General features: G+C 70.7%; 17 protein-coding genes. 10 read left to right on the top strand and 7 right to left on the bottom strand.

The genetic code is table 11. From position 1 onward, the window contains the following. Positions 1-211 precede the first annotated feature (211 nt). Positions 212-637 carry a DUF3151 domain-containing protein gene (locus EDF23_RS15490; RefSeq protein WP_131922158.1) on the top strand — a complete coding sequence of 142 codons (426 nt, stop codon included), beginning with the start codon at positions 212-214 and terminating at the stop codon, positions 635-637. A gap of 96 nt (positions 638-733) precedes the next feature. Here EDF23_RS15490 and EDF23_RS15495 read toward each other — a convergent pair whose 3' ends face one another. Genes EDF23_RS15495 through EDF23_RS15510 form a run of 4 tightly spaced genes read right to left on the bottom strand, consistent with a single transcriptional unit; the run spans position 734 to position 7147 of the window. Next, positions 734-3778: a glycoside hydrolase family 2 TIM barrel-domain containing protein gene (locus EDF23_RS15495; RefSeq protein ID WP_131922159.1), complete on the bottom strand. Its 3045-nt coding sequence runs from the start codon at positions 3776-3778 to the stop codon at positions 734-736. After that, positions 3775-4710 carry a carbohydrate ABC transporter permease gene (locus EDF23_RS15500; protein WP_111085425.1) on the bottom strand — a complete coding sequence of 312 codons (936 nt, stop codon included), beginning with the start codon at positions 4708-4710 and terminating at the stop codon, positions 3775-3777. The genes EDF23_RS15495 and EDF23_RS15500 overlap by 4 nt, the downstream gene beginning before the upstream one ends. Continuing rightward, positions 4707-5792, bottom strand: coding sequence for a sugar ABC transporter permease (locus EDF23_RS15505; protein ID WP_131922160.1), 1086 nt, complete (start codon positions 5790-5792; stop codon positions 4707-4709). The genes EDF23_RS15500 and EDF23_RS15505 overlap by 4 nt, the downstream gene beginning before the upstream one ends. Then, positions 5789-7147 carry a sugar ABC transporter substrate-binding protein gene (locus EDF23_RS15510; RefSeq protein WP_131922162.1) on the bottom strand — a complete coding sequence of 453 codons (1359 nt, stop codon included), beginning with the start codon at positions 7145-7147 and terminating at the stop codon, positions 5789-5791. Before EDF23_RS15510 ends, EDF23_RS15505 begins: the two co-directional genes overlap by 4 nt. A 187-nt stretch (positions 7148-7334) precedes the next feature. Between EDF23_RS15510 and EDF23_RS15515 the strand changes: the two genes are divergently transcribed. Continuing rightward, positions 7335-8498, top strand: a complete 1164-nt coding sequence (locus EDF23_RS15515; protein ID WP_131922164.1) for a hypothetical protein — start codon at positions 7335-7337, stop codon at positions 8496-8498. 228 nt (positions 8499-8726) lie between these two features. On the opposite strand, the gene EDF23_RS15520 is transcribed toward EDF23_RS15515, so the two are convergent. Continuing rightward, positions 8727-9944 carry an MFS transporter gene (locus tag EDF23_RS15520; RefSeq protein ID WP_243648948.1) on the bottom strand — a complete coding sequence of 406 codons (1218 nt, stop codon included), beginning with the start codon at positions 9942-9944 and terminating at the stop codon, positions 8727-8729. A gap of 75 nt (positions 9945-10019) precedes the next feature. On the opposite strand from EDF23_RS15520, the gene EDF23_RS15525 reads away from it, so the two are divergent. Beyond that, positions 10020-10721 carry a GntR family transcriptional regulator gene (locus EDF23_RS15525; protein ID WP_243648949.1) on the top strand — a complete coding sequence of 234 codons (702 nt, stop codon included), beginning with the start codon at positions 10020-10022 and terminating at the stop codon, positions 10719-10721. A 205-nt stretch (positions 10722-10926) separates the two neighbouring features. Here the strand turns inward: EDF23_RS15525 and EDF23_RS19325 are convergent, their stop codons facing one another. Further along, positions 10927-11079, bottom strand: coding sequence for a hypothetical protein (locus EDF23_RS19325; RefSeq protein WP_165901153.1), 153 nt, complete (start codon positions 11077-11079; stop codon positions 10927-10929). A gap of 266 nt (positions 11080-11345) precedes the next feature. Here EDF23_RS19325 and EDF23_RS15530 point away from each other — a divergent pair, with 266 nt between their 5' ends. The 7 genes from EDF23_RS15530 (at position 11346) to EDF23_RS15560 (ending at position 20380) form a co-directional block, all read left to right on the top strand. Then, complete coding sequence (locus tag EDF23_RS15530) at positions 11346-12407, top strand: LacI family DNA-binding transcriptional regulator (RefSeq protein ID WP_243648950.1); 1062 nt, start codon at positions 11346-11348, stop codon at positions 12405-12407. A gap of 369 nt (positions 12408-12776) precedes the next feature. Then, on the top strand, positions 12777-14534 hold the full coding sequence (locus EDF23_RS15535; RefSeq protein WP_243648951.1) for an ABC transporter substrate-binding protein: 1758 nt from the start codon (positions 12777-12779) through the stop codon (positions 14532-14534). Beyond that, positions 14531-15511 carry an ABC transporter permease gene (locus EDF23_RS15540; RefSeq protein ID WP_111085432.1) on the top strand — a complete coding sequence of 327 codons (981 nt, stop codon included), beginning with the start codon at positions 14531-14533 and terminating at the stop codon, positions 15509-15511. The genes EDF23_RS15535 and EDF23_RS15540 overlap by 4 nt, the downstream gene beginning before the upstream one ends. Then, the gene (locus EDF23_RS15545; protein ID WP_123293511.1) at positions 15508-16452 is read left to right on the top strand and encodes an ABC transporter permease; all 945 of its coding nucleotides are present in this window, start codon (positions 15508-15510) and stop codon (positions 16450-16452) included. Before EDF23_RS15540 ends, EDF23_RS15545 begins: the two co-directional genes overlap by 4 nt. Next, on the top strand, positions 16449-18311 hold the full coding sequence (locus tag EDF23_RS15550) for an ABC transporter ATP-binding protein (RefSeq protein WP_243648952.1): 1863 nt from the start codon (positions 16449-16451) through the stop codon (positions 18309-18311). The genes EDF23_RS15545 and EDF23_RS15550 overlap by 4 nt, the downstream gene beginning before the upstream one ends. Then, a complete protein-coding gene (locus tag EDF23_RS15555) occupies positions 18308-19177 on the top strand; it encodes an alpha/beta fold hydrolase (RefSeq protein ID WP_131922166.1) in 870 nt (289 codons plus the stop codon). Before EDF23_RS15550 ends, EDF23_RS15555 begins: the two co-directional genes overlap by 4 nt. Positions 19178-19189: 12 nt before the next feature. Further along, positions 19190-20380, top strand: a complete 1191-nt coding sequence (locus tag EDF23_RS15560; protein ID WP_131922168.1) for a family 1 glycosylhydrolase — start codon at positions 19190-19192, stop codon at positions 20378-20380. A gap of 13 nt (positions 20381-20393) precedes the next feature. Here EDF23_RS15560 and EDF23_RS15565 read toward each other — a convergent pair whose 3' ends face one another. Next, complete coding sequence (locus EDF23_RS15565) at positions 20394-21593, bottom strand: ankyrin repeat domain-containing protein (protein ID WP_131922170.1); 1200 nt, start codon at positions 21591-21593, stop codon at positions 20394-20396. Positions 21594-21639: the final 46 nt, after the last annotated feature.

Raw genomic sequence — 21639 nt, forward strand, 5'->3', positions numbered from 1 at the left:
GCGCCCGACGGGGCGCGCGATCACGGTGTCAGCGCGTGGGCTGAGCAGAACCGGTGATCGACAGCAATCCGTCTTCTTCCGTCGGGGACCCCCGTGTCCGCCATCCGTGCCGCCGGTCGGTCTCCCGCCCCGGGGGCCTCGTGATGACGACGAGGTGCCTCCCACGGTAATCCCGGCCACGGGGACGCGCAAGGGATGACAGGCTGGGGGCATGCCGGAGAACCTGTTGCCGAACCCGTCGACGAACCCCGAGACCCTGCTCCCCGCCGAACCCGAGGTGACCGCGGCACTCGCCGCCGACGCCCCCGTCGCCAGCGTGGTGGTGTCGCACCCGTCGTCGAGCCTGGCGTGGGCCCTGCTCGCCGACGAGGCCTGGGAGCGTGGCGCGGCGCTCGAGTCGTACGCCTACGCCCGTGTCGGGTACCACCGTGGGCTCGACGCCCTGCGCAAGGCCGGGTGGCGCGGTGCCGGTCCGGTGCCGTGGTCGCACGAGCCGAACCGGGGCGTGCTCCGTGCCCTGTTCGCGCTGCGCCGTGCGGCCGAGGCGATCGACGAGCCCGGCGAGCCCGAGCGCCTGACCGACTTCCTGAACGCGAGCGACCCCGAGGCCCTGCGCGCCCTGTCCGCCGACGCGTAGCGCGGCGCGAAACGACGAAACCAGGTTCCGGACACGGAACCACGCCGATGCGCGGTGCTGTGTCCGGAACCTGGTTCCGGAAGACCCGACCCCGCCCTACGCCAGCGCCACGCTCCAACTGAACGCCTGCGGCCAGAGCTGGTGCTCCGGCAGCACGTCGAGGCCGCACGCCCGGCTGCCGAGCCCGTGCTGTGCCGCGTCGAGGTACAGGTACAGGTGGTCCGACGTCGGCAGTTCGTACGGGTGCTCGGCGCGGTCGATCTGCTGCGCGGTCCACGGCGACAGGGTGAAGCCCGCACGGTGCGACCCCACGGTCGACACCGTGAACGGCCCGACGGACAACGAGCGCAGAGCAGGCCGGTGCCCGGTCTCCTGCGGCCGCGAGTACTCGACCCCGAGCGACCGCACCGGAGCGGTGAACCGGCCGACCCGGGCAGCGTGCGACGAGTCGGCGTACGACTCGAGCGGCCCGGTGCCGAACCACGTGGCCGTCTCGTCGGCCAACCCAGCGGGCAGGTCGAACCGCACCCCGATCCGCGGCCAGGTGACGTCCCACGCCCCGAACGGCACCGCGTCGGTCTGCAGCACCAGCCCGTCGGACGTCAGGGTCCAGCGGTGCGTGACGTCGAGGCCCCAGCCGCTGTTCGCCGCCGCCACCCGCACCCGCTGTTCCAGGCCGGAGTCGGTCCGTGCCACTGACACCAGGCGGTGGGTCAGCCGGTCCAGTCCACGGTCCCGCCAGCGCGAGGCCGACGGGGGAGCGTCCGGGTCACCGACACCGTGCGTCAGCACCGGGTCCGCCGTCTCGTAGCCGCCCTGCGACGCCAGCCGGTCGTTGTCGGTCGGGGCGCGCCAGAGCTCCAGGCGGGGTCCTGCGACCTCGTGTCCCTTCCAGGACACCAGGTCGCCGCGGTCCGAGAACGTCCCGTCGCCGAGACGGTCGCCGTCCCACCCCTGCCGGGAGGCCCGTGGTGCGTCCGCCACACGGCTCGCGACGAGCCGCTGGGTGCGTGCGACGACGTGGCCGGTGTCCGCCCACGCGGTCGGGCCCGCCAGTTCGGCGGTCAGGTCGAGCCAGAGTTCGTCGCCGGGTGCGAGTTCGGCGGTGGCCGCGTCGAGCACCTCGGACGGCACCGGGACGGTCGCCGACTCGCGGGCGGCCACCACACCGGCGGCGAACCGACCGGAGGCCTCGACGACGCCGTTCCGCGACAGGGTCCAGCAGAACCGCAGCCCGGCGGTCGAGGCCGAGTGGTACCGGTTCTCGACCAGGATCGTGGTGTCCGACACCGCCAGGCGGATCGGCGCGACCACGGCCGCGAACTCGGCGAGCCCCGGGGTCGGGGAGTCGTCGGGCAGCACCAGGCCGTCCATCACGAAGTTGCCGTCGTGCACGACCTCGTGGAAGTCGCCGCCGTAGGCGTAGTAGTCCTGGCCGGACGCCGTCTGCGCCAGGAGTCCGTGGTCGCGCCACTCCCACACGAACCCGCCGTGCAGGCGCGGGTACCGGTCGACCAGGGCCTCGTACTCGGCGATCTGGCCGGGGCCGTTGCCCATCGCGTGGACGTACTCGCAGTGGATGAACGGCTTCGAGCGCTGCCGTGCGGCCTCGGCCGGGCCGCAGCCGAGCAGGGGCGTCGGGGTGCCGCCACCGATGGACTCGGTCTCCTGCAGCGACGGGTACATCCGCGAGTACACGTCGGTGTACTCGCCCGTGTAGTCGCCCTCGTAGTGCACGGGGCGCTCGGCGTCGCGGTCGTGCACCCACTGCGACATCGCCGCCAGGTTCCGGCCGGTGCCGGACTCGTTGCCGAGCGACCACATCACGATGGACGGGTGGTTCTTGTCCCGCTCGACGGTCCGTGCGACGCGGTCGAGGTAGGCGTTCGCCCAGGCCGGGTCATCGGAGGGGTTGCCGACCCAGCCGGTGAAGATGAACCCGTGGGTCTCGAGGTCGGTCTCCAGGATCACCCAGAAGCCGAGCTCGTCGGCGAGGTCCAGCACGCGGGGGTGCGGCGGGTAGTGCGAGGTGCGGATCGCGTTGACGTTGTTGCGCTTCATGAGCGCCATGTCCGCGCGGGCGTGCTCCTCGTCGAAGACGCGGCCGCGGACGGGGTGGGTCTCGTGTCGGTTCACGCCGTGGAACACCACGCGCTCGCCGTTCACCAGGAACCGGTCGCCCTCGATCGACACGGTGCGGAAGCCGAGCCGCAACGAGACGGTCTCACCACCGGCGGCACCGCTGGCGTCGGTGCCGGTCGACACCGTCGCGTCGTACAGCTTCGGCAGCTCCGCGCTCCACGGCTCGACGCCCTCGACCTCGATCGGCGCGACCTCGTCAGCCGTCGCCCACGTCACGTCGACGCCCAGGTCGGGCACCGCGAACCGCACCGGGAATCCAGCGTCCAGCGTCGGGAACGTGATCGTCCCGCTGCCGGTCGCCGGGCGTCCGGACGCAGCCGTCCCGGCCGTCGCGGCACTGCCCAACGTGGGCGCCCAGGAAGCCCTGACGAACACGTCGTCGATCGGCGCCGTCGGACGGGCGAGCAGCGTGACGTCGCGGAAGATCCCCGGCAGCCACCACTGGTCCTGGTCCTCCAGGTACGAGGCCGCCGACCACTGGTGCACCCGCACGGCCAGGTCGTTCGACCCGGGACGGAGCAGCTGCGTGACGTCGAACTCGGTCGCCAGACGGGACCCGGTCGACCAGCCCACGAGCGTGCCGTTCAGCCACACCCGGAAGTGCGACTCGACCCCGTCGAACCGCAGCAGCACCCGACCGGCCGCCGCGAAGGACGCCGGCAGCTCGAACGTGCGCCGGTGATCGCCGGTGGGGTTCTCGTCCGGCGGGTGCGGCGGGTCGATCGGGAACGGGTACTGCAGGTTCGTGTAGCTCGGCGACCCGTGCCCGTGCAGCACCCAGTGCGACGGCACCGGCAGCTCGCCCCACGCGGGGTCGTCCTCCACGGCAGCGTCGGTCGCGAACGCGTCGGACACCGATGCGACCGGCGACCACCGGAAGCGCCAGTCGCCGTTGAGCGACAGCGAGGGTGCGTCGGTGTGGAGCGCGGCCCGCGGAGGGAGCCGTGATGCCGAACCCGGCGAGGTCGAGTGGAGGTCGTCGAGTGCGGAGTTGGTCAACCCTTGACCGATCCTTCCGTGAGGCCCCCGCGCCAGAAGCGCTGCAGGACGATGATGGCGATGACGAGCGGGATGACCGAGACGAGCACCCCGCCGGTGGTGAGCTGGTAGAACTCCGGCAGGCGGTCGACCTGCGAGCGCCAGTTGTTCAACCCCAGTGTGATCGGGTACAGCTTCTGGTCTGCCAGCATGATGAGCGGCAGGAAGAAGTTGTTCCAGATGCCGACGACCTGGAACAGGAACACGGTCACCAGGGCCGGGGTCATCTGCCGGAGCACGACGGTGTGGAAGATCCGGAGCTCGCTGGCACCGTCGATGCGTGCCTGTTCGAGGAGCGTGGTGTCCACCGACGCCGCTGCGTACACCCGGCACAGGAACAGGCCGAACGGGGAGACGAGGCTCGGGATGAGCACGCTCCAGTACGTGTCGGTCAGGCCCAGCGTCGAGAACAGCAGGAACAGCGGCAGCGCCGTCGCGGTCCCGGGCACGAGCACGCCGCCGAGGATCGTGCCGAACACGAACTGCCGACCCTTGAAGTCGTACTTCGCCAGGGCGTACCCGCCGGCCGCGGCGAAGTAGGTCGCCAGGACCGCACCGACGCCGGAGTACAGGATGCTGTTCGCGATCCACCGGACGAAGATGCCGCCGTCGTAGGTGAACACCTGCTGCAGGTTGCTCCACAGTGCGAACTCGCCGCCGAACCAGAACCCGTTCGTCGAGAACAGCGCGCCGGTCGTCTTCGTCGCGGCGATGACCACCCAGTACAGCGGGACGAGGAAGTACAGCGCGACGATGACGAGGATGCCCGTCACGACGATCTGCGAGCGGGGAGACCGGTCGAGCTTGCGGCGCTGGTGCGCCGAGATCGACGTGGTGTCCACGGGGACGGCGGTCTTCGCCGTGGCCGGCGCTTCGATGGCTTCGCTGGTCATCGGTCAGTCCCTTCGGTGGTCGCGACGCGACCGGACTGGAGGCCCGGGTCGGCTGTGGTGGTGACCGTGCTGCCCGCCGCAGCGCGCGTCTGGAGCGCGGTACGGGCCTCCAGGCCGTCACGCTTGGCGCGCTTGCGCCGGTCGCGTTCGTCCTTCGGCGCGCGGTTCGTCAACGCGAGGAACGCGAACGACAGGATGAACGCGGCCAGCGCGATGATCACCGCCTGCGCACTCGCGACGCCGTACTCGTTGAACGCGAACGCGTTCGTGTACGCGGCGTAGTTCGGCGTGTACTCGGTGTCGATCGCCGGGGCGACCGTGGACAGGATCTGCGGCTCCGCGAAGAGCTGCAGCGTGCCGATGATCGAGAAGACCGTGGTGAGCACCAGTGCCGGCGCGATGAGCGGGATCTGGATCCGCCACGCGACCTGGAAGGGTCCGGCGCCGTCCATCTTGGCGGCCTCGTAGACCTCGCCGGGGATCGACTTGAGCTGCGCCACGATGATGAGCATGTTGTAGCCCGTGTAGGTCCACGTGACGATGTTCGCGATCGACCACAGCACGCTGTTGGCGCCGAGGAAGTCCGGCTGCAGCCCCATCGACTGCAGCAGCGAGACGATCGGCGACAGGCCGGGCACGTACAGGAACGACCACAGGATCGTCGCGATGACGCCGGGGACGCCGTACGGCATGAAGTAGATCGCGCGGAAGAAGCCCGGCCAGCGGGCGCTCGCCGACTCGAGCAGCAGCGCCAGGATCGTGCAGGCGATGATCATCACCGGGACCTGCACGATGCCGAAGAGCAGCATGCGGCCGATCGAGGCGACGAAGCCGGAGTCCTGCAGCGCGATCGCGTAGTTGTCGAAGCCGGCGAACTTGCCGACGACGCCGTCCTCGCCGAACAGGCCCTCACGGTCGACGGTCGTGAACGACTGGAACAGGGCGCTGATGATCGGGATGATGAACGTCAGCAGGAACAGGGCCAGGAACGGCGCGAGCAAGATCCACGGGGCACGCTTCTGCGCACTCGTGGCCTTCGTGCTCGTGCGGAAGGCGGGTCGCGTGCTGGTCTGCTGGCTCATCGTGCCGTCCTGACGCTGAGGCCCTTGTCCTTGAAGGACTGGACGATCTCCCGCTGCGCGAGTTCCACCGCGTCGGAGAGCTTGAGGCCGGAGGTGAGCTTGCGGCGGAACTGGTTCTGCAGACTCGTGAACGCCGACTGGGTCACGGGGGACCACGACCAGTCGATGTTCTGCTCCTTCGAGGCCGGCACGAAGACGTCCTCGTTGTAGTTCTGGCCGGAGAACCACTTCGACGGCTGCTCACGCTGCTTGCCGATGTAGTCGACCGCGGGCGACCAGCCGATGCCGCAGTGCTTGATCATCGCGTCGATGCCCTCCTTCGAGGTGGTCATCCAGGTGATGAACTCGAGCGCTTCCCTCGGGTGCTTCGCGTTCGCCAGGACCGCCGCCGTCGAGCCGCCGATGGCGCTCGAGCCGAAGCCGTCGGCGCCCCACTTCTGCATCGGGGCGACCTTCCACTTGCCCTCGCCGCCCTGCACGGACTCGATCAGGGCGTCACCCCAGCTCGCGCTCGTGACCGCGGCGATCTTGCCGCTCGCGGCCGAGGCGTACCAGCCGGGGGAGTACGCACCGGCACTGGTGTCGACGAGCTCGTCGTCGATGACCCCGTCGAAGAAGTCCGCGACCATCAGGGTCTTGTCGTCGGTCATGTCGACGACCCACTCGTCACCGTCGACCTTGAACCAGCGGGCGCCGGCCTGCTGTGCGTACGCGGCGAACGGTGACGCGTCCGAGACCGGGAACACCTCGAGGTAGTTCTGCTTGCCCGTCTTCCGGACCTTCTCGGCCAGGTCCCGCCACTCGTCCCACGTCGTCGGGGGTTCGCCGCCGGCCTGCTCGAGCAGGGCGGTCTGGTAGTAGAACCCCATGGGGCCGGTGTCCTGCGGGATGCCGTAGATGCCGTCGACGAAGGACACCTGCGCCCACGCCGCCTCGTCGTACTTCGACTCGAAGTCCTTCGCGCCGTAGCGGGCGAGGTCGACGAGACCGTTGGCGAGCATGAACTCGGGGATCTGCCGGAGCTCGACCTGACCGATGTCCGGACCGCCGCCGGCTGCCAGCGCGGAGTACATCTTCTGGTACCCGCCGCTGTTGCCACCGGGGATCCAGTTCGCCGACACCTGGATGTTCGGGTGCGTCTTGTTCCAGACGTCGCAGACCTTCTGCAGGTCCTTCAACCAGGCCCAGTAGGTGAGCTGGACGGTCTCGCCCGACGCGGCGGCCGGCACGAGGGCGGCCTTGTTCACGTTGGTGGAACCGGGGACCGCGCAGCCGGCGAGCAGCCCTGCCGCCGCCGTGCCGATGCCGAAGCCCAGGAGTTGTCGTCTGGAGATGGGTCGTGGTCGTGGCGTCATTGCCGCACTCCGGTTCGTCGTCGATTCGGGGTCCAGGTCAGCCAACCACAAAACCGAGCGTCGTTGCAGATTCGCGCCTGGGTGTTCGCTCCCGACTGTGGACGCCCGGTGGCGGCGAGGTGGAGTGTGGTCGCACGTGAGAGCGCCGGAGCTCATCGGCTCCGGCAACCGTCCGAGAGGAGCTGCCATGACGTCGACCAACGCGACGAGCGAACTGCACCGGATCCTGGGAGAGCGACTGGAGGGCGGCGGCACCTGGGCCTGGGCCTACGCCGACGTCTCCGGCAACGTCGAGGATCCCCGACGACAGGCGGCGCTCAAGCTCCGCGGTGTCGAGGAGGGGCTCCGGGCACAGGGTGCGTCCGACGAGGTCGTCGACGCCGTCGCCACCGAGTTCGAGCAGGAGCCCGGCGTCCCCTCGCCCGTCACCCGGTACGTGCTCGTGCACGACGGCGAGGTCGTGCTGAGCGAGGTCCTGCCCGGGCCGCTGCACGGATCGGAGTCCGTCGGCGTCGGAGCCGTGCCGGACCTCGTGCCGCTCGTCGCCCACCGTCCCGTCGACCTCCCGTTCCTGGTGGTCCACGCCGGCAAGGAGGGCGGGGCCTTCCGTGCCTACCGCCTCGGGCACGCCCCGGTCGCGGCCGACGCGTCCGAGCAGCAGGTGGCGGGCCGGAACGACACCCTGCACTACGCCAAGGCCGGCACCGGGTGGAAGCAGCCGCACTGGCAGCAGCACACCGAGGAGATCTGGAAGCAGAACTCGTCGGAGACCGCTGCCGCCGTCGACGAGGCCGTTCGGACGATCCGCCCCGGACTCGTCGTCGTCGCCGGTGACGTCACCGCCCGCGAGCTGCTGGTGAAGGCACTCTCGTCCGAGACCCGTGCACTCGTCTCGGTGTTCCCGGGCGACCCGCGAGCCGACGCCGGCTCGAAGCAGGCGTTCGTCGAGCACGTCGAGACCGCACTCGCCCGCGTCGTCGCCACCCGCCGCCACGACCTCGAGGACTCGCTCCGCACGCACGTCGGCCGTGGCGACAACCAGGTCGTCACCGGCCTCGGACCCGTCGTCGAGGCGCTGCAGCAGGCCCAGGGCGCGACCGTCGCCCTCGACGCCGTGGCCATCGGCGACCGGACGCTGCTCGCGCTCGCCGGGGCGCCGTGGGTCGCCACCGCACCGGAGCAGGCCGCGGGGACGCCGGTGATCGGGGCGGTGCCGGCGGTGTGCGCGCTCGTGCGGGCCGCGATGCTGACCGACGCCGAGCTCGTGCTCGTCAACGCCGCGTCGCTGCCCGGTGGCGCTCCCGCCGCCGCGCTGCTCCGCTGGCCCGTCGGCCCGGTGGTCCCCGCCTAGCGCTTGTTCTCTCTCCCCCCCCCCCCCCGGGGAGTGCGCGCCCCGAGGTTCCGAAATCTCGGCATCTCGGGGCTCGCGCCGCGGTTCTCCGGAACCTCGGCGAACCGCGTGCGGCGAGTCTTGGAACCTCTGCGGCCCCACTCCGCGCGGGTCAGTCGTGGGACCTCGGCGGCCCCCACACCGCGCGCGGCGAGTCGTGGAACCTCGGCGCCCCCCACTCCGCGCGGTTCAGTCGTGCGACCGGTCCGCGCGCGGGACCAGCGGCAGAGCCAGCAGCGGCAGCACGGCCACGATGCCGAACGACGCCGCGAACCCGAGCGCCGTCACCAACGCGCCGATGCCCGGGCCGACGGCGCTCGCCGCGATGAACTGCCCGGTGTTCTGCGTCCCGAGGGCCCGACCGGACCAGAACGGCCCGGCCGCCTCGGCGACCGACGTGTAGGCCAGCCCGTTGTCCGCCACGGTGACGCTCGTCGCGATCACCAGGAACACGGCTCCAGCGGCCAGGTGCGTGACGTCCACGAGTGCGAGCAGCCCCATCACGACGGCGGCGCTCACGACGACGACCCGCAGCGGCCCGACGCGTGAGCCGGCCCGGTCGCTCCAGACCCCGACCAGAATCCGTCCGATCGCCCCGACGAACTGCGACGCCCCGACGAGCAGCCCTGCCGCGGCCGTCGACCAGCCCAGTCCGACGAGCCACACCAGCCCGTAGGTCGACAGGGTGAACTGCGGCACCACGAGCAGGATCGACACCGCGTGGATCCGCCAGAGGAACCCGCTCGCCCGGTACGGGTTCGCGGTCGCGTCGGCCGGTGCCGTGTGCCGGGCCGGTCGTGGCGGGTTCTGGATGCCGATGGCGCAGAGCACCGCGAGCACGGCGCAGAGGACGATCGGCAGGACGAGGGCCGCGCGGATCCCGGACCCCTCGGCGAGCTGCGGCACGGTGACGGCCGCGAGCGTCACCCCGAGCGGCTGCGACATCTGCCGGATGCCCATCGCGAGCCCGCGCCGCTCCTTCGGGAACCACCCCACGACGACCCGGCCGCTCGCGGCGTTCGTCGACGCGCTCGTCATGCCGCCCAGCAGGAAGGCCAGCCCGAGCAGGACCGGGTCGCCCGCGGCGAGCCATGCCCCGACCACCGCGAGGGTCGTCAGCACGAGTCCGCCGGCGATCACGATCCGCTCGCCGATCCGGTCGGTGATGGCGCCCCAGGCGATGAGCGTCAGGACCATGCCGAACGTCGGTGCAGCGGCGAGCACGCCCGCCACGGTCAGGGACGTGCCGTTCGCGTGCAGGTACGGGATGAGCAGAGCGGGAGCCGTCACCACCAGGGTCCCGGCGGCCTGCGCGGCGACCCCGAGCGCGAGCATCGTCCACGCTCGGCGGCCGATCGTGGTGGGCGTCGGGGGTGCGGCGGTCGCGGTCATCGTGGTGGCTCGCATCGTTTCATATCGGAAGCAATTGGTATACCACAACGGTATACCATTCCGACGGTGTCCCCGCTAGAGTTGTTGGCCGTGACCGACACGACCGATGCAACCCCGGTGTCGCAGACGGCCCAGCTCTACGACAACCTGCGTGCCGCGATCCTGACGCTCGACATCGCGCCGGGCGAGCGTATCTCGGAGCGCGGTCTCGAAGCGCGGTTCCACGCCTCGCGGACCCCCGTCCGTGCCGCACTGTCGCGGCTCGAGCGCGAGGGCCTCATCCTGCACGAGGGGCGCTCGTGGACGGTCACCCCGATCGACCTCGACGAGATCGCCTCGCTCGCCGAACTCCGGGGCGTGCTCGAACCCGCCGCCACCCGACTCGCGGTCGAGCGGGCGAGCGCCGAACAACTCGCCGAGGTCCGCGGGCACCTCGACGCACTGCGCCCGACACCCGACCAGCAGGCCGGCATCCGGATGGGCTCGACGTTCCACCTCGACCTGGCGGCGCTCGGCGGCAACCGGTTCATCACCGACGCGATCGCCGATGCCCTGACCCGTCTCGAGCGCACCCGGTGGATCGAGGTCCGCACGCCCGAGGCACGCGACGCCGCATGGGACGAGCACAGCGCCATCATCGACGCCGTGCGCGACGGCGACGCCGACCGTGCGGCCAGGCTCGTCGCAGCGCACGTCGCCGGGACGAACGACCGGTTGCTCGGCTGGATCGCACAGGAGCGCCGCCGACTGCGCGGCGCGGGCATGACGATCGTCGGGGCCACCGAGCGCTGATGCGAACCGCGTGACCTGACGGGGCGCGAACCGCGTGACCTGACGGAGCACGAACCGCGGGGCCCGGCGGGACGCGCGGCGCGTGACCCGGTCCGCCGTGACGCGAGCAGGGCACTGGACGCGACCGCCCCCGGAGACGCGACCCGACAGCAGCTGCCGGTCCGCGCCTCCTGGCCGTCGCCCGGTCGACGCCGGACGTGACCCGCTACGGGCGGTCCGCGCGCTCCTCTGTCGCGTCGAGCTGGTCGAACGTCGAACCGCCGCCGGCGGTGCGCTCGAGCAGCGCGTCGCGCACCTCGGCCTCGTCGTGGCTCGCGCGGTTCGCCAGCTTGCTTCCGGATCGTGTCGCCTGTGACATGTCGGTGTCCTTCCCCTGCGTGTGGGCATCGTGGTGTGCGCGGGCATCCTGCCCGCCGGTGCGCTTCCTCACGGGACGTACTGAGGTCGTGACAGTGTCGCGCGGTCGCTCCGGCCGCCGCAAGGGCTTTCGTCACATGTGGAGAAGTGCCGTCACGGACCGTGCCTAGGATGGTGCGGCCGCGCCGCCCCGGTGCGCACCAGCGGACGTCGGACGGGAGGCACGGCTTGGCTGCACCACGTACCGCACCTCCCACGGTCTACGACGTGGCCAGTGCCGCGAACGTCTCGATCGCGACCGTCTCGCGCGTGCTCCGCACGCCGGACGCCGTCCGCGAGGGCACCCGCGACCGCGTCCAGGCGGCGATCCGCAGCCTCGGCTACGTGCCCTCCGGCAACGCCCGAGCCCTCGCCGGCAAGCGCACCGGCGTCGTCGGACTGTTGCTGCCCGGGTTCGACGTGGTGCCCGACGAACGGCCGGACCTGGTCACCGACGGGGGCGTCCGCGTGGTCGACGACCGCCGCCACGTGACCCAGCCGTTCTCCTCGAACCTGTACTTCGACGAGGTCCTGCGCGGCGCCGAGACCGAGGCCTGGCAGCGCGGACTCGCGCTCATGGTCGCCGCCGGTCGGGGGTCCTCGCGCGACGTGATCGTCAACGACGTCGCCGGCCGGGTGGACGGCCTCGCGGTGCTCGCACAGACCGTCCCGGACGACCTCCTCGAGCACGTCGCCCGTCGGATCCCGGTCGTGGTGCTCGCCGACGACCGGCGGTCGCACGGGTTCGACTCCGTGAGCGTGGACAACAGCGCCGGCATGCGGACGCTCGCGTCGCACGTGATCGGGCGGCTCGGCATCCGGTCGCTCGCGTACGTCGCGGGCCCGATCGACTCGCCGGACGACATGGAGCGCTCGACCGGCTTCCGGTCGGCGTTGGCGGACCACGGGGTGCCGGCGTCGTCGGTCCGGGTGGTGCACGGCGACTTCGGCCGGGCGCGGGCGCGGGAGCTGGCGGCGACGCTGCTGGCGGACGAGGTGCCCCGGGCCATCGTGTGCTCGAACGACCAGTCGGCGCTCGGGGTGCTCGATGCCGCCACCGCCCGGGGCCTGCGCGTGCCCGAGGACGTCGTCGTCACCGGGTTCGACGGCATCGACGCCGGGCGCTTCTCGTCGCCGCGGCTCACCACCGTGCACCAGCCGATGGGGGAGCTCGGGCGTGCTGCGGTGCGGGCGATCGTCGACCGGCTCGACCGCCGCGAGGGACCGCCGCGCGCCGTCCGCCTGCCGGTCGAGGTGCTGTTGCGCGAGAGCTGCCCGCCGGCGCTGTGACGAGCGGTGCGGCGCGTGGCGCGGCGAGCGAGGCGGCGAGCGGCACGGCGAGCGGCGCGGCGCGGCGAGCGGCGCGGCGAGCGGCGCGGCGGTGCGTCCGCACCGTGCGGCTTTGGTCATCCCGTGCGACGTTGACCGCCCGGTGCGGGCCTGTAACCGCGCACGGAGCGGGCAGCCTCGCACCCGGCGACGGAACGCGCACCGTGCGCAGCGACCCTCGCTCCGACCCTCGCTCCGACCCTCGCTCCGACGCTCGCTGCCGCCGCCCGCCACTGCGTACCACCCCGGCACGGAACCCCGGTGTTGCGCGACGCGATGTAAGCGCATACATTGACCCAGTACCGATTCGACACGGAGGTCGACCGAGCAATGACGCTTCCCCCACAGCGCACGCGCGGCAAGCGCGACCCCGGGACCCGCGCTCCCGGAACGCGCCCCGGCAGCACCCGACGACGCGGCCGCCTCGTCGCGGCGATCGCCGGGCTCGCAGCCGTGGCCCTCATGGCCACCGGCTGCAGCATCCAGGTCCGGTCCGAACCCGATCCCACGATCGGCAAGGACACGATGCTCATCAACGCGGACCACGGCAACCCGCTGTTCGACCGCAACTTCAACCCGTACATCGCGAACGCCCGCACGGCCTCCAAGTGGATGTACGAGCCGCTCATCGAGATCAACCCCCTCGACGGCAAGGGCACCCCGTGGCTCGCCAGCAAGTGGAGCCAGCCGGACGCCAGCACGATCGACATGACGATCCGCCAGGGCGTCGAGTGGTCCGACGGGTCGCCGTTCTCGGCGAAGGACGTCGCCTTCACGTTCGACCTGCTGAAGAAGTTCCCGGCGATGGACGTCAAGGGCGCCTGGCAGCACATCAAGAGCATCGAGGTGGACGGCGACCACGTCGTCTTCCACCTCAAGAGCGACGACGTGCCCAGCCTGAACATCATCGGCGCGACGTACATCCTCGGTGAGCAGCACTGGGGCGGCGTGAAGGACCCGACCACCTGGCGGGACCCGAACCCGGTCGGCACCGGTCCGTTCGTGCTCGGCAACTACACCGACCAGCAGTACTCGATGGACAAGAACCCGACGTACTGGCAGGCCGACAAGATCGCCATCAAGCACCTCATCCTGCCGGCGACGAACACGCAGCTCGACACCGTCACCCGCGGCTACGACTGGGCGTACTCGTTCATCTCGGACGTCAAGGGCACCTGGGGCGCCGCGTCGAAGACCAACCAGTGGTGGTTCCCGGCCGGTGGTGTGATCGGCCTCATCCCGAACCTGACGAAGGCCCCGTACAACGACGTCAACGTCCGCAAGGGCATCTCGCTCGCGCTGAACCGTGACGACATCGCCGAGACCGCGTCCGAGGGCAACCTGGCGGCAGCGGGCCAGACCGGCCTGATCCTGCCGAACCAGGAGAAGTACCTCAACCCGGACATCCCGGACAGGGGCATGATCACGCAGGACGTCGACGCTGCGAAGGCCGCGTTCGCGAAGTCCGGCTGGACTGAGCAGGGCGGGAAGATCATGAAGGACGGCAAGCAGCTGTCCATCACCATCATGACCGCGAACGGCTACTCGGACTGGCTCCGTGCCGCGCAGGAGGTCCGTCGCGACCTGACGGCCATCGGCGTGAAGGTGACGATCCAGGCACCGCAGCCCGCCGGCTACCAGCAGAACATCAACAACGGCACGTTCGACATGGCGATGGGCGGCATGGGCAACGGTGACGTCTACCAGGCGTTCAACTCCCTGCTCAGCAGCGACTTCTACCAGCCGGTCGGCAAGTCGACGGTGAACAACTACGAGCGCTACAAGAACGCCGACACCCAGAAGCTCCTCGACGAGTACAAGGCGACGACGGACACGGCGAAGCAGCAGGAGATCCTCAACCAGCTGCAGGAGATCGTGTACGACGAGCTGCCCGTGATCGGCATGTACTACGGCGGGCTCTGGGGGCTGTTCAACACCGGCAAGTTCGTCGGTTGGCCCAGCGCCGAGGACCCGTACATGGCCCCGCAGAACTACGACTCCGCACCGCTGCTCATCTTCTCGAAGCTCCGGCTCCGGGACAGCGCAGCCGGCCAGGAGATCCTGAAGCAGCAAGAGGACCAGAAGTGAAGTACATCCTCCAGAAACTCGTCCTCTTCGTCCTGACCCTCTGGGCCGCGGTCACGCTGAACTTCGTGCTCCCGCGCCTCATGCCGGGCAGTCCGTCGGACGCCGCGCTGGCGAAGCTCAGCCAGAACGGCCCCGTCACCGAAGCCACCAAGAAGGCCATCGAGGCCCAGCTCGGCGTCCCCACGGGCAACCTGTGGGACCAGTACGTCAACTACCTGCACCAGGTCGTCACGCTCGACTTCGGGGTGAGCTACACGTTCTACCCGCAGCCGGTCGGTGACCTCGTGTCGAAGGCCCTGCCGTACACGCTCATCCTGGTCGGCGTCGTGACGATCCTCGCGTTCGTCCTCGGCACCCTGATCGGCGTCGCGGCGGCGTGGAAGCGCGGCACCTGGCTGGACTCGCTCCCGACGCTGTCGGGGTCGTTCATGTCGACGTTCCCGTACTTCTGGACCGCCCTGCTCCTGCTGTTCTTCCTCGGCTACGTCCTGCACTGGTTCCCGACGACGGGCGCCTACTCGGCGACCACCACCCCGGGGCTCAACGGAGCGTTCGCGGCCGATGCCCTGCAGCACGCGGTGCTGCCCGCGGTGACGATCCTGGTGACGAGCCTCGGCGGCTGGATCATCGGCATGCGCAACGCGATGATCAACACGCTCGGTGACGACTACGTGACCTTCGCCGAGGCGAACGGTCTGCGCGGCCGCACCGTGGCCGTCCGGTACGCGGCGCGGAACGCGATCCTGCCGAACCTGACCGGCTTCGGGCTGGCACTCGGTGGCGTGGTCGGCGGTTCGGTGCTGGTCGAGCAGGTCTTCGGCTACCCCGGCATCGGCTACCTGCTGTTCAACGCCGTCATCGGGCAGGACTACCCGCTGATGCAGGCCCTCTTCCTGATGATCACCGTGTCGGTGCTCATCGCCAACTTCATCGTGGACGTCATGTACGGCGTCCTGGACCCGAGGACGCGCCGATGACCAACAACGCCACTGTCGCTGTCCGGACCCAGGACACCGACGAACAACAGGCTCCTTCCAAGTGGAAGAGCATCGCCCGCCAGTTCGGCGTCGTCTGGTCGAACTCGAAGGCCCGGATCGGCATCATCATCCTCGCGGTGTTCGTGCTGGTCGCGATCTTCGCGCCGCTCCTGGCCCCGTACGGTGCCAGCCAGAACGGCTTCGCCCGGTCCGCCGACGCGACCGCCGACCACTGGATGGGCACCACCGCCGCCGGCGAGGACGTCCTGTCCCAGATCATCTACGGCGCACGGATCTCCGTGATGGTGGGTGCCGTCGCCGGCATCCTGTCGACGCTCGTCGCCGTGGCGATCGGCCTCAGCTGGGGCTACGTCCGCGGGTGGATCGGCGAGGTCATCGGCTTCATCGTGAACCTGTTCCTGGTCATCCCGGGCCTGCCCCTGATGATCGTCATCGCGGCGTACCTGCAGAACGGCGGCATCGCCGTCATCATCGCGGTGATCGTCGTCACCGGCTGGGCCTGGGGCGCTCGCGTCCTGCGCAGCCAGACGCAGTCCCTGCGTGGTCGCGACTTCGTGACGGCCGCGCAGTTCTCCGGTGACGGTGCGACCCGCATCGTGTTCCGCGAGATCCTGCCGAACATGACCTCGCTCATCGTCGGCTCGTTCTTCGGAGCGGCCACGAGCGCGATCCTGGCCGAGGCGGGCCTCGAGTTCCTCGGGCTCGGCGACTCGTCGATCGTCAGCTGGGGCACGATCCTCTACTGGGCGCAGAACTCCAACGCGCTGCTCACCGGCCAGTGGATCCTGCTCTTCGCCCCCGGCCTCTGCATCGCGCTGCTCGCGATGAGCCTCACCCTGATCAACTTCGGCGTCGACGCCGTGTCCAACCCGCGGCTGCGCGAAGGCGCGCGCCCGAAGCGCAAGGAGGCGACCGCATGAGCGGCTCGCGTACGACGCAACCAGCAGACGGCCTGGAGGCGCGGGACGGCGCCGCCACGGGCCTCCCGTCCGACGGTGGTGACGCCCAGAGCGTCCTGCTGGACGTCCGCGACCTGTCGGTCGTGTACGAATCGGCCGGCCAGACGGCCGTCCAGGCGGTCGACCACGTGTCGTTCAGCTTGCGGAAGGGCGAGTTCGTCGGCCTCGTCGGCGAGTCCGGTTCGGGCAAGTCGACGCTCGGCTACGCGCTGACGCGTCTGCAGAAGCCGCCGGCGCGGACGAACGGCGGCAGCATCGTCTTCAACGGTCACGACATCCGTGACCTCGACGAGGAAGCGCTCCGGCAGCAGCGCCAGGGCGGCTTCGCGATGGTGCTGCAGTCCGGCATGAACGCGCTCAACCCGGTGCGCACCGTCCGGAACCACTTCATCGACATCTTCAAGGCGCACGGCCACGTGTCGCGCGACCGGTGGGACGCCCGGATGAAGGAGCTCATCGAGAAGGTGAAGCTGCCGACGTCGATGCTCGCCCGGTTCCCCGGGGAGCTCTCCGGCGGCATGCGGCAGCGTGTCTCGATCGCCCTGGCCCTGTCGCTCGAACCGCAGCTCATGGTGTTCGACGAACCGACCACGGCACTCGACGTGCTCGTGCAGCACGCCGTCATGGACACGATCATCGAGCTGCAGCAGGCCGAGGGCTTCACGGCGATCCTGATCAGCCACGACCTCGGCATCGTGCTCGAGGCCACCGAGCGCGTGCTCGTCATGCACGAGGGCCGCATCGTCGAGGACGGCGGCTCGAAGGAGCTCCTGCGCAACCCGCAGGACGAGTACACGCAGATGCTGCTGTCGCACTACGCCGACCCGCGGGCCGAGATCGTGTCCCTGCCCGGGTTCCCGGACCGGTCGCAGCGTGCGACGTCCGGCGAGAAGCGGCAGGAGGCCACGTCGTCGTTCAGCACCGTCGGGTCGCGTGAGCGCTCGGCGGCGAAGAACCCGATCGTCGTCTCGAACATCGTGAAGACCTACCCGGCTCCGCGCCGCGGCGAGCAGCCCGTGCAGGCGGTGCGCGACGTGTCGTTCACCCTCGAGCCGGGGCAGTCGCTCGCCCTGGTCGGTCAGTCCGGTTCGGGAAAGTCGACCATCGCGAAGCTCCTGACCGGGGTCGAGAAGCCGACGACCGGCACCGTCCGGTTCGGCGACCTCGACGTCGCACGCCTGGGCAAGCGCGGCCTGCGGGACCTCCGCTCCGAGGTGCAGATGGTGTTCCAGGACCCGTACGCGGCGCTCAACCCGCTGCACACCGTGGAGTACACGCTGTCCCGCCCGATCGCGAACTACACGGACCTGACGGGGCAGGACGCCCGGCGCCGCGTGCTCGAGCTCCTCGAGACCGTGGGCCTGACCCCGGTCGAGCAGTTCGCGCAGAAGCTCCCGCACCAGCTCTCCGGTGGGCAGCGGCAGCGCGTCGTCATCGCCCGGGCACTCGCGTCCGACCCGCAGGTGATCATCGCCGACGAGCCGGTCTCGATGCTCGACGTGACGTTGCGCGCCGGCGTGCTCGCCCTGCTCGAGGACCTGCGCGAGCAGTGGGGCGTCTCGCTCCTCTACATCACGCACGACCTGCTCAGCGCGCGGCTCATCACCGACGACATCATGGTGCTCCACGAGGGTGCCGTGGTCGAGCGGGGACGGACGGCCGAGGTGCTGCAGAACCCGCAGGACCCGTACACGATCGCCCTGCTCGACGCCGTGCCGAACCCCCGCCGCACGCTGGAGCTGGGAGCGTCGCGAAGCGGCGCCGCGACGCCAGTGCCGAGCGAGCCTGCGAGCTCGGTCGGTGAGCGGGGCCGGCTGTGACCACGCTGCACGACCTCCCGGCGGTGCCGGCGTTCGGCCACCTGCCGACGCCGGACGGGGTCGACGTCGTCGGCATCGACCTGCCGATCGGCCGCCTCACGGCGTACCGGATCGTGCCGTCCGGGGTGTCGAAGGGCGTCGTGCTCATCGTCCCGGGCTACACCGGCTCCAAGGAGGACTGGCGCACGTTCCTGCCGCTCCTCCGCGACGCCGGGTGGTCGGCGGTGGCGATCAGCCGCCGTGGACAGGCCGACTCGGTCTCGCCCGACGACCGCACGGCGTACACGCTCGAGCAGGAGGCCGCCGACGTCGTCCGTGTCGCCGGACTGCTCGACGACGGCGCTCCGGTCCACCTCGTCGGCCACTCGCTCGGCGGCGTGATCGTCCGCGCCGCAGCGATCGCCTCGCCGACGTCGTTCCGCGACGTGACGATGTTCTGCTCCGGCCCGCACGGCTGGTCGTACCGCAAGGCCGCCGAGAAGACGATCGTCGCCGACACGTGCTCCAACCGTGCGCTGTTCGACGCGCAGAACCCGCTCTGGGCCGGCCGCCCCGACGCCGAACTCCCCGACGACGCCCGGATGGTCCGCGAACGCTTCGACCACACGAGCGTCCTCAGCGTCCTCGGCGGCGCGGCGATCCTCGAGGACCGCGCCGACACCACCGAGGAACTCCGCGCGACCGGACTGCCGGTGCTCGTGGCGCACGGCGTCTGGGACGGCGCCTGGCCGATCCCGTGGCAGGCGGACATGGCGTCGCGTCTCGGTGCGTCGTACGAGGTGATCGCCGAGAGCTACCACGGCCCCCAGATCGAGAACCCGCTCGGCACGGTCGCCGTCTTCGATGCGTTCATGAACGCCCACTGAAAGGACCCCGTCATCAGCACGCTCGACTTCCCGAAGGGCTTCCTCTGGGGCGCCGCCACCGCCGCGCACCAGATCGAGGGCAACAACGTCAACTCGAACTGGTGGGTGCACGAGCACGAGCCGGACACCACCATCGTCGAGCCGTCCGGCGACGCCGCGGACAGCTACCACCGCTACCGCGAGGACATCCGGATCGCCGCCGAGCTCGGCCTGAACTCGTACCGCTTCAGCATCGAGTGGGCGCGCATCGAGCCGGAGCGCGGGTCCGTCAGCCGTGCCGAGGTCGACCACTACCGCCGCATGGTCGACGCCTGCCACGAGTTCGGCATCGAGCCGATCGTCACGCTCATGCACTTCACGGTGCCCCGCTGGTTCGAACGCGACGGCTTCTGGCGCGCACCCGACGCGGCCGACCTGTTCGCCCGCTACACCGAAGCCGCGCTCCCGGTGGTGTCCGACGGTGTCCGGTACGTCTGCACGATCAACGAGCCGAACATCGCGGCGATGCTCGCCGGGGGCGAGGACGCGTCGAACCTGGTGGCCTACGGCTTGCCGAACCCGGACCTGGGTGTCGCCGACGCCCTGCTCGAGTCCCACAAGCGTTCGCGGGAGGTGCTCTCCCAGGTGGATGGCATCCAGAGCGGCTGGACCGTCGCGACCCAGGCGTTCAAGTCGAACGGGGAGCCCGGCGCGGACGCGATGCTCCGCGAGTACGGGTACCCGCGCGACGACTGGTACCTGGAGAACGCCGCAGGCGACGACTTCCTCGGCGTGCAGGCGTACACCCGGACGTTCATCGGCGCTTCCGGTCCGTTGCCCGTGGCGGACGACGTCGAGACGACCCTCACCGGCTGGGAGTTCTACCCGGAGGCCTCGGCCGACGGGCTGCGCAGCGCGTGGGAGCTGTCCGGCGGTGTCCCGCTGATGATCACCGAGAACGGCATCGCCACCGCCGACGACACCCGTCGGCAGGCCTACACGCAGGGCGCCCTCGAGGGGATCCACCGCTGCATCGACGACGGCATCGAGGTCCTCGGCTACCAGCACTGGTCGCTCCTGGACAACTACGAGTGGGCGTCCGGCTTCCGTCCGACCTTCGGCCTGGTGTCGTGGGACCCGGAGACGTTCGAGCGCACGCCGAAGCCGTCCGCGCACTGGTACGGGAAGGTCGCCCAGGCGAACGCCATCGAGACGGCGGAGTAGTCCGCCGGCTCGATCAGCTCCCCGAGTAGTAGTGCGCCAACTGCTCCGCGACCGCTCGGTCGCGGAGCAGTTCTGCGCGAGCGGTGGCGGTCGAGCCCTCGTCGTCCTCGGCGTTCACGTCGACGTCCAGGGCGAGCACGGACCGCACCGTGTCCAGGTCACCGGAGTCGACCGCGGCGATCAGCAGGGACGCGCCCCGTGAGCCGAGCGCCCTGGTGTCCGCACCCGCGGCGGCGAGCGACCGCACGATCGCACCGTGGCCACCCCAGGCGGCGCGGACGATCGGGGTGTTGCCGTCGGTGTCCCGGGCCTCCAGGTCGGCGCCCGCAGCCACGAGCACGTCGATCGCCCGACGTGCATCGCGGTCGATCGCCAGCGTCAGCGGCGTCCGCCCCTCGGTGTCGGTGAGCTGCAGCGACGCACCGCGGCGCAGGAGTTCCTCGAGCATCTCGGGCCGGTCGAACCACGCGGCGGCGTGCAGCGGGGCGACGCCCCAGCGCGGGTCGACGTCGTCGACGTCACTCGCGTCGTCGGCCAGGTGCAGTCCGCCCAGGTCGCCGTACGCGGCGGCACGCACCACCTCGGTGGCGTACTCGACCCAGCCGTCCGGCACCGGACCGTGCCAGCCGCGCGCCGGCCGTGCATCGAGCTCCGTGTAGACGGACTCGGGCACGCTGCGGATCGCGACCCGGACGCCCCGGAAGCGGATCGCGACCTCGCCGAGCGGTGAGACGAGCAGGCGGAGCTCCCACTGGTCGAGCTCGTGCAGGTACTCCAGCTCGCCGCGCACGACGTGGGCGTCCCCGGCGAGCAGTGCTGCGGGGTCGGTGTGGGGTGGGTCCACCACCGCGTCGCGGAGTCGGAGCGTGACCCTGGCGTGGTTCCACCGGCGCCACAGGCCGTCGGGGGTGTCGAGCACCTCGTCGTTGCGGACGATGACCTCGGTGTGCACGACGACCGGGTCGGGGACGCCGTGGCCCGGCAGGTCGACCGTCGTCCCGGTGTCGTCGTCGTCCTCGTCGTCCGGGTGCGCGAGATCCGGGTGCTCGACGTCCCATCGTGCGATGCGGGAGTCCGTCCACTTGACTGTCAGGAGTGCGGCGACGGCCGGGGGAGCGTCCTCGAGCACGCGGGCGACGTGTTCCCGCTGCCCGTCGAAGTCCTCGAGGGAGACGTAGCCCACGGACGGCCAGTTCACTCGACTCCATCGCACGGCCCGAGACTAGTTGACGCCACTTCCGAACTCGGCGTCATTCAAC

Source organism: Curtobacterium sp. PhB128 (assembly GCF_004340725.1).
Classification (GTDB): Bacteria; Actinomycetota; Actinomycetes; order Actinomycetales; family Microbacteriaceae; genus Curtobacterium.

Bases quoted from the DNA above. Each gene is read 5' to 3' on its own strand.
- EDF23_RS15510 (WP_131922162.1), bottom strand. From the start codon at position 7,147: ATGACGCCACGACCACGACCCATCTCCAGACGACAACTCCTGGGCTTC.
- EDF23_RS15500 (WP_111085425.1), bottom strand. From the start codon at position 4,710: ATGACCAGCGAAGCCATCGAAGCGCCGGCCACGGCGAAGACCGCCGTC.
- EDF23_RS19325 (WP_165901153.1), bottom strand. From the start codon at position 11,079: ATGTCACAGGCGACACGATCCGGAAGCAAGCTGGCGAACCGCGCGAGC.
- EDF23_RS15520 (WP_243648948.1), bottom strand. From the start codon at position 9,944: ATGCGAGCCACCACGATGACCGCGACCGCCGCACCCCCGACGCCCACC.
- EDF23_RS15535 (WP_243648951.1), top strand. From the start codon at position 12,777: ATGACGCTTCCCCCACAGCGCACGCGCGGCAAGCGCGACCCCGGGACC.
- EDF23_RS15550 (WP_243648952.1), top strand. From the start codon at position 16,449: ATGAGCGGCTCGCGTACGACGCAACCAGCAGACGGCCTGGAGGCGCGG.
- EDF23_RS15490 (WP_131922158.1), top strand. From the start codon at position 212: ATGCCGGAGAACCTGTTGCCGAACCCGTCGACGAACCCCGAGACCCTG.
- EDF23_RS15545 (WP_123293511.1), top strand. From the start codon at position 15,508: ATGACCAACAACGCCACTGTCGCTGTCCGGACCCAGGACACCGACGAA.
- EDF23_RS15515 (WP_131922164.1), top strand. From the start codon at position 7,335: ATGACGTCGACCAACGCGACGAGCGAACTGCACCGGATCCTGGGAGAG.
- EDF23_RS15505 (WP_131922160.1), bottom strand. From the start codon at position 5,792: ATGAGCCAGCAGACCAGCACGCGACCCGCCTTCCGCACGAGCACGAAG.